Annotated in this window: 9 protein-coding genes and 1 pseudogene; 6 read left to right on the top strand and 4 right to left on the bottom strand. The window is 67.3% G+C overall.

The window, feature by feature from the left end:
* The 4 genes and pseudogenes from ACIBEJ_RS33905 to ACIBEJ_RS33890 form a co-directional block, all read right to left on the bottom strand.
* A partial coding sequence (locus ACIBEJ_RS33905; RefSeq protein ID WP_397186962.1) for a CHAT domain-containing protein occupies nucleotides 1–3,173 on the bottom strand: 3,173 nt, incomplete at its 3' end.
* 418 nt (nucleotides 3,174–3,591) lie between these two features.
* Nucleotides 3,592–3,786 carry a hypothetical protein gene (locus tag ACIBEJ_RS33900; protein WP_397186961.1) on the bottom strand — a complete coding sequence of 65 codons (195 nt, stop codon included), beginning with the start codon at nucleotides 3,784–3,786 and terminating at the stop codon, nucleotides 3,592–3,594.
* A gap of 321 nt (nucleotides 3,787–4,107) precedes the next feature.
* Nucleotides 4,108–5,341, bottom strand: a pseudogene (locus ACIBEJ_RS33895) (IS3 family transposase).
* 48 nt (nucleotides 5,342–5,389) lie between these two features.
* Nucleotides 5,390–5,737, bottom strand: a complete 348-nt coding sequence (locus ACIBEJ_RS33890) for a hypothetical protein (protein WP_397186960.1) — start codon at nucleotides 5,735–5,737, stop codon at nucleotides 5,390–5,392.
* 244 nt (nucleotides 5,738–5,981) lie between these two features.
* Between ACIBEJ_RS33890 and ACIBEJ_RS33885 the strand changes: the two genes are divergently transcribed.
* The 6 genes from ACIBEJ_RS33885 to ACIBEJ_RS33860 all read left to right on the top strand — a co-directional run.
* Nucleotides 5,982–8,177, top strand: coding sequence for a tetratricopeptide repeat protein (locus ACIBEJ_RS33885; protein WP_397186959.1), 2,196 nt, complete (start codon nucleotides 5,982–5,984; stop codon nucleotides 8,175–8,177).
* Between the two features lie 92 nt (nucleotides 8,178–8,269).
* Nucleotides 8,270–9,694, top strand: a complete 1,425-nt coding sequence (locus ACIBEJ_RS33880) for a helix-turn-helix domain-containing protein (RefSeq protein ID WP_397186958.1) — start codon at nucleotides 8,270–8,272, stop codon at nucleotides 9,692–9,694.
* Between the two features lie 62 nt (nucleotides 9,695–9,756).
* Nucleotides 9,757–9,999 (top strand): hypothetical protein, encoded by a 243-nt coding sequence (locus ACIBEJ_RS33875; protein ID WP_397186957.1) that lies wholly within the window; start codon nucleotides 9,757–9,759, stop codon nucleotides 9,997–9,999.
* A complete protein-coding gene (locus ACIBEJ_RS33870; protein ID WP_397186956.1) occupies nucleotides 10,000–10,272 on the top strand; it encodes a hypothetical protein in 273 nt (90 codons plus the stop codon).
* Between the two features lie 294 nt (nucleotides 10,273–10,566).
* A complete protein-coding gene (locus ACIBEJ_RS33865) occupies nucleotides 10,567–10,851 on the top strand; it encodes a hypothetical protein (RefSeq protein ID WP_397186955.1) in 285 nt (94 codons plus the stop codon).
* A 350-nt stretch (nucleotides 10,852–11,201) separates the two neighbouring features.
* The coding region (locus tag ACIBEJ_RS33860) for an Ig-like domain-containing protein (RefSeq protein WP_397186954.1) at nucleotides 11,202–14,052 on the top strand (2,851 nt) is incomplete at its 3' end.

Here is a 14,052-nt window from a genome sequence, read left to right as displayed (position 1 = left end):
ACCATGCCGAGCTGGTGGTAGCTGTCGGCCATGCCGGGCCGGTCACCGAGCCCCTCTTTGAGGGTCAGGGCTTTGCGGTACCAGGCATCGGCCTCATCCAACAGGCCCCGCAACTGCGCGAGGATGCCGAGCTGGTGGTAGCTGGCGGCCATGCCGGGCCGGTTGCCGAGCTCCTCGAAGATGGTCAGGGATTTGCGGTACCAGGCATCGGCCTCATCCAACAGGCCCCGCAACTGCGCGACCCTGCCGAGCTGGTGGTAGCTGCCGGCCATGCCGGGCCGGTCACCGAGCTCCTCTTCGATGGTCAGGGATTTGCGGTACCAGGCGTCGGCCTCATCCAACCGGCCCCGCAACTGCGCGACGATGCCGAGCTGGTGGTAGGTGACGGCGATGTGGCCTTGGGGCGGAGGGGTTTGCTGCTGGAGGGCGATGAGGAGGCTCAGGTAGGTGTGCTGGGCCTCCTCGAGCCGATGCGCCTGGAGGTGCCGGTCGGCTTCCCGGCCGACGATGTACAGCCAGAGTTGGCCGGCGTCGGTGTCGAGGCCGGGTGCGGCTCCGTCGGGGCCTTCGAGGAGCAGGCGTGCCCGGTCGGCCCATCCCTGGGCCTCCTCGCTCAGCCCGCGAAGATCCCAATACTCGTCCAGGGGTTGGATGATGGCCTGGGCGTGCTCCCACAGTTGGTGGTCCAGGGCGTAGCCGAGCATGCTGCCCAGGTTGCGGCGTTGCAGATCGATCACGATGATCGCCAGTTGCGCGTTCCCGCCGGAGATCTGCTGGTCCAGCCATTGGCCGAGGGTGGCGTACGCGGTCAGAAGGGCGTGGGTGGTGCGGGTGAATTGGTGATCGAAGCTGTCGGGGTGATCGAGGCGCCATTGGCTGGTCAGGGAGGCGGGCAGGGCGGGGTGGATGCGGTACATGCCGTCGCCCAGGGAGGTGAGGAGCCCGACCGCGCTCGCCCCGTCCAGTATCCGCTGCCAGTCGTCGCGGCTTCGGCCATGGAACTGCGCCGGGACCTGCGTCTCCTGCGACATGATCGCCAGGACGTCGGTGTAGGCGATGCCGTGCACGAGCGCGAGCGCGGTCAGAGCCGGGCGGTCGTCGGCGGGCAGATGGGTGAAGGAGTAGGCGACGCAGGCCGGCAGGGATGTGGCGCGGTCGCCGTCGTCGCGGCCGGGCAGCGGGGCGGTGCCCCGCAGCCCGGCCAGCAGCACGCCGGCGTCGGTGGTGTCCAGGTGCGGCAGGGTCAGCTTCATGGCCAGCGGGTGGCCATCCAGCCATTCCATCAGCTCAGCGAACACCGGACTCTGGCGGCGGGGCCGGCTGTTCGGGTAGGGCCGTAGCAGCTGGTCGGCGTACTCGATCGCCTCGTGCTGGGCCAGGCTGCCCACCTCGATGCGCCGTAGCTGCTCGCCGAGCCAGGGTTCGGGGCTGCGGGTGGTGATCAGGACCGAGCTGTTGCCCGCGCGGGCGAGCCCGGCCAGGAAGCCCCGCAGCTCCTCCAGCTGAGGGTCGGCCAGGGGCGGGGTGGCCGCCGCCGGGTCGTGCATCGAGTGCACCGATTCGAAGTTGTCCCAGATCAGCAGCAGCCGATACTCGCCCAGCAGCTGCCGCACGATCCGGTGGCGTTCACCGATCTCCGCGAGGGCGAAGTCGGCGCCGAACACGTGCAGCCCGATGGCGGTGATGACACCGTCCAGGCCGAAGGAGGGCAGGCCGGGCTGAAAAGAGTGCCAGATCACGAAGTCCGGGCGGTCGACGCCGCCGGTGTCGCGCCACCACCGGCCAAAAGCCTTGGCCAGCTCGGATTTGCCCGTCCCGCCGGGGCCGTGCAGGATCACCACGCGCTGCAGCCGGGCCGCGGTCTCCAGGGTGTAGAACAGGCCGTCCCGGCCCACGAACGCGCCGTCCGGCGCCAGAACGTCCGCTGCCTGGTCGCCGTCGCCGGCACTCGTGCGTAACTGGTCGAGCATCTCTTCCAGCGACGCCCCCCGGCGATCGGTGCGCAGGTCCGGGAAGGACACGTCGCGGCGCAGGTAGTGCACCGGCACCATCCAGTCGGCCAGCGGCAGCAGGCCCTTGGGGCTGGGCCTTTTGTCGTGCAGGGCCAGGCGGGCCCGTCCGGCGGTGACCGCGTCACAGACTCGGTCGCCGGCGAACAACCGCTCGTAGAAGGCGGTCATGAACTCCGCCGCGGCGACCGCGTACACGCTGTAGGCCATCGCCACCACCGAGGCCGCCCCGCCCTGCACCAGCCGGGTCGCCACCGCCGCCTCCACCTGGGCGCCGACCTGCCCCGACTGGCAGGCGTTCAGCACCACCACCGGCACCCGCCCGGCCGACAGCACCTGGGCGACCCGCTCGGCGGGTACCAGGTCGGGCTCGCCACCGCTGGTCTCGAAGGCCAGCATCCCGTGCGGGATCGGGCCCTGGAAGCGCAGGGGATCCCACCCCGGGGCCGGGGCGTGCCCGCCGCCGAACACGCCGTGCCCGTCGAAATGCACGATCTGGAACGGCTCACCCGCCGCGGCCGCCTCGTCCAGGACCTGCCGCAGCCGGTCCAGGGTAGGCGGCCGCAACACGTACAGATCCACGTTGCCGCGCACGACCTGCAGCCGCTCCAGCAGCGGCCGGGCGATCATCTGATAACCCACATCACGCTCACCGGCCGGCCGGGAGATGACCATCAGCACCCGCAGCCGGGTGCCGTCCGTGGGGAAAGCCTCGCTCAGATCGGCGGCGGGCAGGCTGCGGGTCAGCGCGATCTGATCCAGCACCAGTGGGCGGCCGCGCGCAGGATCACACATCAACTCCCACGGCAGTCCCAGCCGCTGCGCGGCCGTCGACTGCAGGACCACCTCGACCGGCCGGCCCCGTGCCCGCACTGTCGCGTATGCGGCCCGCATCGGCGCCGAGCCGAAGATCGCCTCGAAAACGCTCTCGCCCCAGCCGGGGAGCTTGGCGGCGATGTCACTGCCGCGCTCGGAATACACCGCGAAGGGGTGGCGCAGGTAGTCCTCCAGATACCAGCGCAGATCCTCTAGCGCCTGCGCATCCAGCGGCCAGCTCACCTCGACCGGCTGCCCGGCCCGTTTGGGAAACTGCTCACCGGCCAGCCATATCGCCACCGAGACCCGGCCATCGGCATCGATGTCCACCAGTAACCGATCAACCATCAGCACCGCCGCCATCCCGCAACGAGATAACCTCGCGCCCCCCACGAGCGCCACACCGGCATCCTCAGGCTAGACGCGCCACCCACCACCGGCACCAAGCGACATGCAACCGCAACCAAATGGCCTCCATTGGACACAACGAATCTGGCCGATATCACGCATAAACACCTATCGTGAGCGGACTTACGCAAGGAGCCCGGCCACCGAACCCCGATCACCTGCACCAGCCGCCATGGCCCATCCCCGCCGACGCTGCGTCCCTCAGCTTCCCTCAGCGCGCGCAGACGGCCCCTGACGGCGTCGGTGCTGATCAGGTATAGGGCGTGACGACGTCGCAGCAGATCACGCCACCAACGGAGAACCGTGTCCGGACGGATGAGGAGCCGCAGCCGGCACAGGACCTCGCGCGGCAGCGACGTCAGGAGCGCGGCAAGGAAGGCTCGGTCCCGGGCGTAAATCTCACTCTGGAGTCGGCGCCGAGCTGGCGTCCGAGGACCGTGATCTGGTGACGTACAGCAAGTATCTCCACGCCCTTGTCCCGATCGCCCATGGGCAGCACCCGCAGCGCGGCGAACGCGTTCGTGACGGTCACGTAGGCCAGACGAAACAGCACAGCGGATCATCCTGCCGGACATGCTTCTGTCTCCCGAGTGACCAGAGCTCGCAAAGCCCTCGCAGGGCCATGACCTGGGTGGACGTAATTATCGGCAGGCGCACTGCTGAACCAAGTCCGGGTCGGTGAGCAGCCGCTGCACGAGCCCCTGCACGAACTCGCGGACCTGGGACTCGGTGAACGACTGGGCCCGAACAAGTCGTTCATCTTGTCGATGACGACCTGGAGCGCGACATACTTCGGCTCCTTCTTGGAGCCGGTACCGGCCGCGCTGATCCCCTTCAGCTCGCCGTCTGAACCGCCCCGGCTTTGATGGAGACCTCAGCGGTTGATTGCTAGGGCTTCGTTGGGGTGGTGTTGAGCGTAGTAGATCGCCTCGAACTCCTCGGGCGGGAGGTGGCCGATGGCTGAATGCAGGCGGGTGGTGTTGAACCAGGCCACCCATTCGGCGGTGGCGAGTTCGACGTCGGCCAGGCTGCGCCATGGGCCACGAGGCTTGATCAGCTCGGTCTTGCAGAGGCCGATCTGCGATTCCATCAGGGCGTTGTCGAGCGCGTCGCCGACCGTGCCGATGGAGGCGTCGATGCCGGCAGCCGGTAGGTGGGTGGTGAACCGGAAAGAGGTGCTTTTGGCTGCCCGCGTCCGAGTGATGAATCAGTCCCGGCCCGGCCGGTGGCCGGTGTGCTCGCGCCGCCACAACGCCATGTCCAGGGCGTCCAGCACGAGGGTGGTGTGCTTGGTCGGCGAGGCGGCCCAGCCGACGATCGCCCGGGAGTAGATGTCGACCACGAACGTGACGTAGACCACTGCGCACCAGGCCGTCACGTGGGTGAAGTCGGCCACCCAGGCGGCGTTGGGCCGGGAGGCGGTGAAGTCGCGCTGCAGCCGGTCGGAGGCCCGCTCGTGTCCTGGATCGGGTGTCGTGGTGCGGATCTTCTTGCCCCGCCGAACGCCTTGCAGACCGAGCGCGCGCATACGGCGTTCGACGGTGCAGCGGGCCACCCGATGCCCCTCGCGCAGCAACTGTTGCCAGACCTTGCGGGCGCCGTAGACGCCGCAGTTGCCGGCGTGGATGCGGGTGATGTGGGCGTCGTCGCGCACCGCCCGCGCCGAGGGCGGGCGGCTTTGGGCGGCGTAGGAGGTGCTGATGGACATCGGGCAGCCATGCTCGGTCAGGACACGGCAGATCGGCTCGACACCGAACACGTCGGCGTGCTGGTCATGAAGGTCACGAGTGCGTGTGTGGCCGGTCGAGCTCGGCCGCGAAGAAAGCCGAGGCGGCCTTCAGGGTCTCGTTGGCGCGGCGTAGTTCGGCGTTCTCCCGGCGCAGCCGCTTCAGCTCGGCCGACTCATCCGTGGTGCGGCCGGGCCGACTGCCCTCGTCGATCTGCGCTTGGCGGACCCAGGTGCGCAGTGTCTCCGCGGTGCCGATGCCGAGCTTGGTCGCGACCGCGTTGATCGTGGCCCACTCGATCGGGTAATCCGGCCGCACCTCGGCGACCATCCGCACCGCTCGGCGACGCAGCTCGGCGAGGTAGGGAGACTTACCTGGCATGGACTCGATCCTCTCAAGAGATCAAGTCTCCACCGAACTCGGGGCGATTCAGTCTCCGGTCAGCGAGATGTCGACCGCGATCCTCTTCGCGTGCTTCACCCCGACCAGGGCCACATCGGACAGGTCAACATCGGCGCTCCACGAGGTTTCGGCGATGACCTTCTCCAGCAGCCGGAGGAAAATCGACAGCATCTCCAGGTACGGGTCACCGTAGTCGAGGATCTGGCTCATGAAGTCATAGAGCCGCACATAGGTGGAGACGTCCATGCGGAACAGGTCGAGCTTTTTGAGCGTGACCTTATCCTCGGCCTCGATCGCCGCTGCGTAGCGGCGCCGGAAGTCGTGCTGGGCCGGGCTGATCGCCGCCGACAGCGCGTTGTTGCCCTTGCGGGTCACCCACAGCTCAGCGACCTGGCGGACCTGCTGCTCGACGGGCTGGCGTCTCGGTCACTGCTCCGCTGCCCAGCAGAGCCAATGCACTGCTTGGCGCTCTACCGCTGGTTACGATTCGCCACAGGCGGGGGCATTCCTGTGTGGATGCGGCCATCGTGTAAAGGTGACCACCTCTTCTTCCGCTGGCCAGCCCGGAGCGGGCTCAGTCTCCGCCGTACCAGCCGTGCCCTTGTCTGGGATATTGGCCATGGGTGAGCGCTCGGTGGCTATCGACGGTGATAACCCGGGTGTCGTCATCACCGGTGACGTACATCTGCATCCGCTGCCTTCTCCGGTGAAGGCACTGGCGGGGTTGCCAGCGGCGGCACCGGATTTCACCGGCCGTGGAGAGATTCTGGCCCGGCTGACGGACGCGCTCCACCCCGGGAGTGCTAGGTCTGGCGCGGCGGAGATGGATGCTGGGGCTACGACGGTAGTCGTCTCAGCGGTGGCGGGCATGGCCGGGGTGGGCAAGACCGCGCTGGCCCTGGTAACCGCCCACCAGGCGCTGCAGGCGGGCTGGTTCGCGGGCGGGGTATTCTTCCTGGACCTGCACGGCTACACCCCCGGAGTGAGCGAGCCGGTCGGGGCAGGGGCGGCAGCGGGGCAGCTGCTACGTGCCATGGGCCTGCGCGATGCGGACCTCCCGGCGACAGGGGAAGAGCTCCTGACGGTGTATCAGTCGGTTCTAGCCGGGTACGCCGCCGAAGGCCGGGGCGTGCTGGTGGTGGCCGACAACGCCGTCAGCGCCGACCAGGTGCAACCGCTGGTCCCGGCACACGGCTGTCACCGGCTGCTGGTCACCTCCCGCCACACCCTCGTTCTGACCGGTCGCCGGTTCGGCCTCGACGTCCTTGATGAAGACGAGGCGGTGCAGTTGCTGCAGACTGCGCTGGCCGTTCGGGCGCCCGACACCCGTGTCGAACGGGAGCCGCAGGCCGCGCTCGAGCTGGTCAGGTTGTGTGGAGGGCTGCCGCTGGCGGTGCAGATCGTCGCCGCGCTGCTGGCCGCCGAGTCCGACCAGCCGCTGACAGCGATGGCATGCGAGCTCACCGACACGGGCGACCGGCTGAATGTATTGCATATAGATGGCCAGCACCCGGATCAGCCGTGGGCGGTACGTGCGGCCTTCGACCTGTCCTACCGGCGGCTGGCTGCCCAGCATCCGGAGCGGGCACGGCTGTTCCGGATGCTGCCGCTGGCGCCTGGTATCGACCTTTCCACCGAGTCCGCCGCGGAACTCGACGGGCGTCCGAAGCCCGTGGTGCGGCGAGACCTTCGCCAGCTTGCCTCCGCACACCTGATCATCCGCGGCCCTGGGGAACGGTGGGGAATGCACGACCTGCTGCGCCTGTACGCAGTTGAACAATTCGAGCACGGCACCGGCGATGATGGCGATGTCGGCCGCGGGGCGGAGGAAGGTTCACGACACGAGGGGCTGACAAGGCTGGTGTTGCACTACTCGTGGCAGGCCACCGCAGCTCGTCTTCATCTGACCGCGCTGAAAGGGCAGCCCGTCCTTCCCGAATTCGCCGACCGTGCGGACGCGCTGACTTGGATGGATACTGAACGTGTCAACCTCATGGCCGCAATCACGACCATCTACCGCAACGGCGACTTCGCCCATGCTCGTCACCTCGCCTGGGCCCTCAGCGAGTATCTGCGATGGCAGCGGCATCTGCAGGACTGGCTGACGGTCTCCCGCATCGGCCTGGACTGTGCCCAAAAGCTCAGTGAACGCTGGTTTGAAGCCATCGCGTGGAACAACCTCGGCGCCGCGCTGCGGGAAACGTGGCACCTTGAGGAATCACTCGACGCCCATCACCAGGCCATCACGATCTCCCAGGAGTTAAGAGATCGGCATAGCGAAGCGATGGCGCGCAATGGCCTCGGCGCCGTGCTGCATGTACTGGGGCGGTTTGCGGAATCGCTCGACGCATATCAGCAGGCCATCACTGTCTTTCAGGAGCAAGGCGATCGACTAGGTGAAGGCGGTGCCCGGATCAACCTGGGGCTCGCCCTGCTGGAAACAGGGCAGTCCCAGGAGGCAATCGCCGCCCACCAACAGGGCATCGCCAACCTCCAAAAGGTGGGCGATCCACACAGTGAAGGCGATGCCCAGTACAACTTGGGGATCGCGTTGCGGACAGCGCGACGGCTTGAGGATGCGGTAGTGGCATACCGGCGAGCCATCGTCATTTACCAGGAGACCTGTGACCGGCACGGTGAAGGGAGGGCATGGAACAGCCTAGGTACTGTGCTTCGGGACGTTCGGCGCTTCGACGAGGCGATCGAGGCTCATCAACGGGCCGTCGCCACCTTCCAGGAGTCGGGTGACGACCACAGCCGAGACCGCGCTCTGGCGAACCTGGCGGAAGCCTTCCGTCAGAGGGACGAAACGTAATCGGCCGTGTGGTCGGTCCTGCTCGACCCGAGTGGCTACCCCGTGCGGTCTCAGGTCCGCGCCTACGTAGTCGGGTTCGCTAGCGTGGCAGCATGTTTCGGTCTGCGCGTCTTGAAGCGCTGCTCGGTAAGCGGTTTGATCAGGTGGTCTTCGCGGACGTGCTCGCGCTGATCGGGCGCGAAGAGGCAGCCGAGGCAGCCGACCTGGACTACAAGGAACGGGTGCACGCCAAGAACGAAGAGCAGAAGGTCGAGTTCTGCAAGGACGTCGTCGCCATGGCCAACGACCGCGGCGGACTCCTGGTCATCGGCGTGAAGGAAGACGGGCAGCGCGCCATTCCCGAGGAAGTGACCAAGGTCGACGTGAGTGACAGTGAGCAGCGCCGACTCCACGACGTGCTGTTGAACGTGTCCCCGCACCCCTTGCAGGTCGCCATCCTCGCCGTCGAGGACCCCGACGACCCGCGTCACGGCGTCCTGCTGGTTCTGGTCGAACGCAGCGGCTTGGCCCCGCACGCACTCCTGGACACCCGAGACAAGACCCACCACCGCGACGGCTGGTTGCGTTTCCCCATCCGCAACGGGGCCGCCACTCGCTGGATGCTCGAACCCGAGGTGGCCACCCGTTACCGTGATCGCGTCACCGCCGGACGGTCGATCCATGACCGGCTGCAGGAGGCGGAAGCCGAATGTGTCGCGGCCTACGCGGAACGGGACGGTTCCACCCTCCCAGACCCGCCGCAGGAACCCGAAAGGTTCGGGATGCGGACTCCGCAGTACGGCTTCTACCGGAAGGAACCGACGCGACCCATCGTAGTGGTGACGATCGTTCCGGAGACCGCTGGAAGGCTTGTGCTCAACCGGGCTGCTCTGCTGGAGTTTCAGCGTGCCCAGCATGCCGAACCAGTGATGATCGGACGTCAATGGACCTTCCAGCAGGTGGGAGTCGCCCCGGGCAGACTCATCGCGGTCTTCGGAGACCCCGTCATTGCCGTGTACAGCGAACTGCACACCGATGGGACAGGGTCGTTCCTCATGGCGCTGAACGGCGAGGATCAGACGGGTGAAACGATCCGCGTTCTCGTCCAGGACTTCGTCTTCTACCTGCTGTCGGGACTGCGATATCTCGGCCGCCACGCACGCGATCGCACTGCTGCCGGCGGCGTCACTGCGATCAGGGTGAGCCTGCTCGCAGACACCGATCAGATCGACGGCTTCGAGGTCGCTCTCTCCCGCCGTGACTCCCTTCGCGAGATCCAGCTGACCTCCAGCACGAGCTACGGCGACTACGCAGGTCTGTCACCGACCTGCCGCGCCGTCGGTGACGCCTTCGCCCCGCTCGACGATCTCGCCACCGACGGGCCGGGCCTGATCTCAGCGGCCGCGATGGTCGCCAACGAGGCCTGCCACGCCTTCGGCTTGGCTGAAGTGCCCCCGCTCGACGTCAACGGCACCATCAACGCCCACCATTGGGAAGAGCCGTTACGGGCCATCATCACCAACTGGGCCTCCTGGTAGTTCGGCGAGCGCATGGCCGAACCGGCGATCATGTGCCCGTCAGCGCGGCAGGAGGCCTGCTGGTGTCACTGGTCTTGATCTGGTCGGCGAAGCCCAGCTCACGCCTGGAATCGGCGTGCGCGCGCTTCGAGCGGGCCGAGCAGATCAGTGTGCCCGCCTTCCACGAGCGACTGCCCTTGCCCACGCCCGCTCTCGCCTTTCCCGCCGGGCTGGCTGGACCACCCAGCACCGACCTTCCACTGGTCGACTTCCCGCTGTTCCTGGCCACCGCACGCCGCAGGCTGGACCCCGAAATGTTCGCCTGAGTGCGCGAGGTGTTCGACGACCAGCTTGAAGGCGCCCTGGCCTGGCTGCACTTCCAGGTCACCCACGGCCAATCCCGCGGCTCAGAGAGCCATCTCCTGCTGGCCGCCGACATCGTCGCCTACCTGCGCGACGAGTACATCGGCCCGGCCCCCACCGGCCAAGTAGCCCTTATCCGGCTGCAGGCCATCCAGGTCGCCTTCCTGATCGGCGGCTGGAGCCTGCGCTGGGAAACCGGCCACCCTGGGTCCCGACCTCGGGCGGACGGCTGCTGAGCCTGCTCACCGACCGCATCGCCCGCCGCCTGCGCACCGAGGCCAGCCCCCAGGCCGCCGCGGCCACCACGCTGTCGCTCTACTTCTGCACCGGCACCCGACACTTCGGATTCATCCGCTGCGGCCACCTGAGTACCGACGGCCGCTTCCTGCACGTGCCGCCCAAGCCCCGCGACCCCGACGACTACCAGGTCCACTACTACGAGCCCTCGCCCGTGGGTCAACCAACGCGGCGAGGCCGACTTCGTCACCCGGGACACCACCCCGCACCTGGCCAGCACCACCCCCATCGCGATGCCCCCGGCCGCAGCCCCTCTGCTGGCCGCCCACCTGGTGCGCCGCCGCGCCGCCGGCGCACGCGATGACGACCCCTACTTTCCTCGCCACGACCACCCTGGACGCGAACGCGACCCCGAACGCATGCTGCGCGAGGCGGTCCTGCGCACCTGCCACCGCATCAAACTGTCCCCGGCCTGGCTGCGCCGTTCCCACTGCCGCCACGGCGACCAGATCGGAACCGACGTCGGCAACTGCGACTGGCTGTCGGCCCGCGCGCTGACCCGCCCGACCAACGGTTGATCTTGTTCTTAGAAAGCCTCGTATACGAGAGGAAATATAGCAAACTTGTTCGGATTTAGGGGTTGTGGCTCCAGGTCGGTCGGGATACAACTGATCTTGTTTGCCCACGTCGAGCCTGATTGAAGGTGTCAGTGAGCATCTTACGAAGGTTGCCCCGAGCGCGGCTGCTCGCCCTGGCGCTGGCGGTCCTCATGCCAGTCTCAGCGATAACGACAGCCCCTGCGGCTGCAGAACGCCCCAGCCCGACCCCCTCTGCCTCCCCGAGCGAACGCAGCGCGGTCGATCTCGCCAAGGCCGAGGCCCAGCGAGCCGGGAAGGAGGTGGAAATCCCCAGCTTGCACACAGAGAACATGACCACCTTCGCCAAGCCGGACGGCAAGACCGTGCGGACCTACGTCTACGGTTCCCCCGTCCGCGTCCGCAGGGACGGCGCCTGGCATCCGGTCAACACCTCGCTGACAGTGGAGAACGGCGTAGTCCAGCCCAGGATGACCAAGATGGACCTCCGCCTGTCCAACGGCGGCGACAGCCCGCTGCTGGTCGCCAAGAGCGACTCCCTCGGCGTCAAGCAGGGACGGCCGGGCGAGATCGTCATCGACACCCCAAGTGACAGCCTGCCGACCCCGGAGCTGTCCGGCAGCACCGCGACCTACCGCTCGGCCTATGGGCCGGGCATTGACCTTGTCGTCTCCGTCTTGCCGGATGGCTACCAACAGCAGATCGTGCTGCGTGAGCGGCCCGCCAAGAAGCTCAAACTGCCCGTGCGGATCGACCCGCCCACTGGCATGAGCCTGGGCAAGTCCTCCGCAGGCAAGCCGGCCGCGCTGGCGGGCGGCAAGCAGGTCGCCGACCTGTCTGCTCTGCCGCTGGTGGATGCCAAGGAGTCGGCCTCGCCCGGCACCGGCAAGACGAGCACCGCGACCGCGGCCCTGTCCGGCAGCGGCGGCGATACCGCTCTGATCCTGTCGCCTGATGCGGCCTTCCTGGCCGACCCGGCCGTGACCTACCCGGTGACCATCGCCGCCGCCAACCCGACCCCCTGGCACGGTGCGGGCGCCCCGGAGGACACCTTCATCGCCAACGGCGGTAGCTACACCAACGGCAGCTACTCCTCGGGCAGCAACGCCTTGTTCGCCGGACGGCGCGACGGCTACAACTACCGCTCCTACCTGAAGTTCAATCTCACCAACGCGCCGTTCATGGGCCGGCCGATCATCGACGCCAACATCACCCTGTGGAACTACATCTCCAGCGCGTGTGGTGAGGTCGGCGGCATCTCCATGCACCGCATCGCCGGCAGTTGGACCGCCAACACGCTGAAGTGGTCCGACCAGCCGCTCGCAGTGGCCGATGGACACGTGATCAATCCCTACGGCAAGGACCGCAACTGCGACGGCTGGATGGCTGAGGGCGAACTCTGGTACTCCATCGAGGACATCACCCAAGCATGGGCAAACGGTGCACCCAACCACGGGGTCATGGTCCGCGCGGTCAGCGAATCGGGCGCGAACAACTGGCGGCAGTACCTGTCCGGTAACTACCCGGAGACCGCACCGGACGGCAGCCACCACCCCTACTTCTTCGTTGAGTACGAGGCACCTGAGGAGCTTGAAGCCGTCTACTACTCCCACGACGGACCTGAACGCTTCACACAGCCACCCTCTTATGAAGAGGCCAAGGCACTGCAAACTGCGACGTATCCCGACGGGCCTGATCCCTCGCCGGTGACCTACGAACAACTTCAAGAGCTCGCGGAGGAGCGCAGTTCCGTACCTACCTACGTGCGCGCGGACGATCTTCCCGACGTCGATCCCCAACCCGAGCCTGACACGACGCCCCCATCGATAGTCGCCACAATGCCGGTTGCGAACGCTCGAGATGTCCCTGTCAATGTTCGGATCGTCGCAGCTTTCACCGAACCGGTCACTGAAGCGACACTAGTGGTGAAAGACTCCGGAGGGACTTCCGTCCCAGGCTCAGCAGCGCTGGACGCCACGGGTAACACAGTGGCTTTCACGGCGGCGCAGCGACTTAATCCGGGGAGCTATACCGCAGAGGTGAGTGGCGCCAAGGATCACGCCGGCAATCAGATGACCGCCCCCCACTCGTGGTCGTTCGCCACTGACGGTACTCCTCCCGCGGTGACTAAGACGGTGCCCGCGAAGGACGCGACAGGCGTCGCTCTGAACACCAAGATAACTGTCACCTTCAGCGAGCCGGTGTCCGATGCCGAGATCGTCGTTACCAGCGCCACGGGAACGCCCATTCTTGGTGCCGTAGCCGTGGAAGACGAGGGCAAGCGTTGGGTGCTGGCTCCAGGTAGTTCACTTGCGGAGGTGAGCACTTATGCCGTTCGAGTCAGCGCGGCCAAAGACGCTTCTGGCAATGCGATGCAAGCGCCCTATAGCTGGTCCTTCACAACGGGCCAGTTGGATACCGCGGCTCCCACGGTGACCAATACCGTCCCCGCCGCAGGCGCCAAGGACATTGCGCTATCCAGCAAAGTAGCGGTCACCTTCAGCGAGCCGGTCACGAACGGCCAGATCACCGTCAAGAGCTCGGGCGGCGCTCCTGTACCCGGCGAGACGACAGCCAGCACCGTCACCACGCTGCTGTTCACTCCAGCCCAGCCGCTCTCGGGAACCACGGCCTATGCCGTCGAGGTGCACGGCGCCACCGACACGGGCGGCAACGTCATGGCACCCCACACCTGGACGTTCACGACCGAAGAACCACCGCCGCCCGTGAATGCCCCCACAACTTCGGCGTTGAACGTCTGGCCCCTCGATGAGGCTGGGACGGCGACGACCACGCTGACGCCCGACTTATACGCGACGGTCAACGACCCGGAAGGCCGCTCGTCCACGCTGAGTGTCGAGGTGGAACACGACCCGGCCGCCACCGGCCAAGGCATCGGCCTGATCTGGTCCGGCACCTCCCAGAGCGCCGTCGACAGCGGTTCGGAGGGCAACGTGACCGTCCCGGCCGGCAAGCTGTCCGACGGCTGGAAGCTCCGCTGGCGCGCCCGCGCCACCGCCGCCGGAATCACCGGCGCCTGGTCACCCTGGTCCACCTTCACCGTGGAACTGTCCAAGCCCTCCGTATCGGCGTTGAACGTCTGGCCCCTCGATGAGGCTGGGACGGCGACGACCACGCTGACGCCCGACTTATACGCGACGGTCAACGACCCGGAAGGCCGCT

This window comes from Nonomuraea sp. NPDC050790 (assembly GCF_044456745.1).
In the GTDB taxonomy this organism is placed as follows: Bacteria; Actinomycetota; Actinomycetes; order Streptosporangiales; family Streptosporangiaceae; genus Nonomuraea.
The sequence above is the reverse complement of the archived record's forward strand: the minus strand, read 5'-3'. Positions and strand labels throughout refer to the sequence as shown.

What these genes read in the sequence shown, in the direction of transcription:
- ACIBEJ_RS33880 (WP_397186958.1), top strand. Translation starts at nt 8,270, where the DNA reads ATGTTTCGGTCTGCGCGTCTTGAAGCGCTGCTCGGTAAGCGGTTTGAT.
- ACIBEJ_RS33865 (WP_397186955.1), top strand. Translation starts at nt 10,567, where the DNA reads ATGCCCCCGGCCGCAGCCCCTCTGCTGGCCGCCCACCTGGTGCGCCGC.
- ACIBEJ_RS33885 (WP_397186959.1), top strand. Translation starts at nt 5,982, where the DNA reads ATGGGTGAGCGCTCGGTGGCTATCGACGGTGATAACCCGGGTGTCGTC.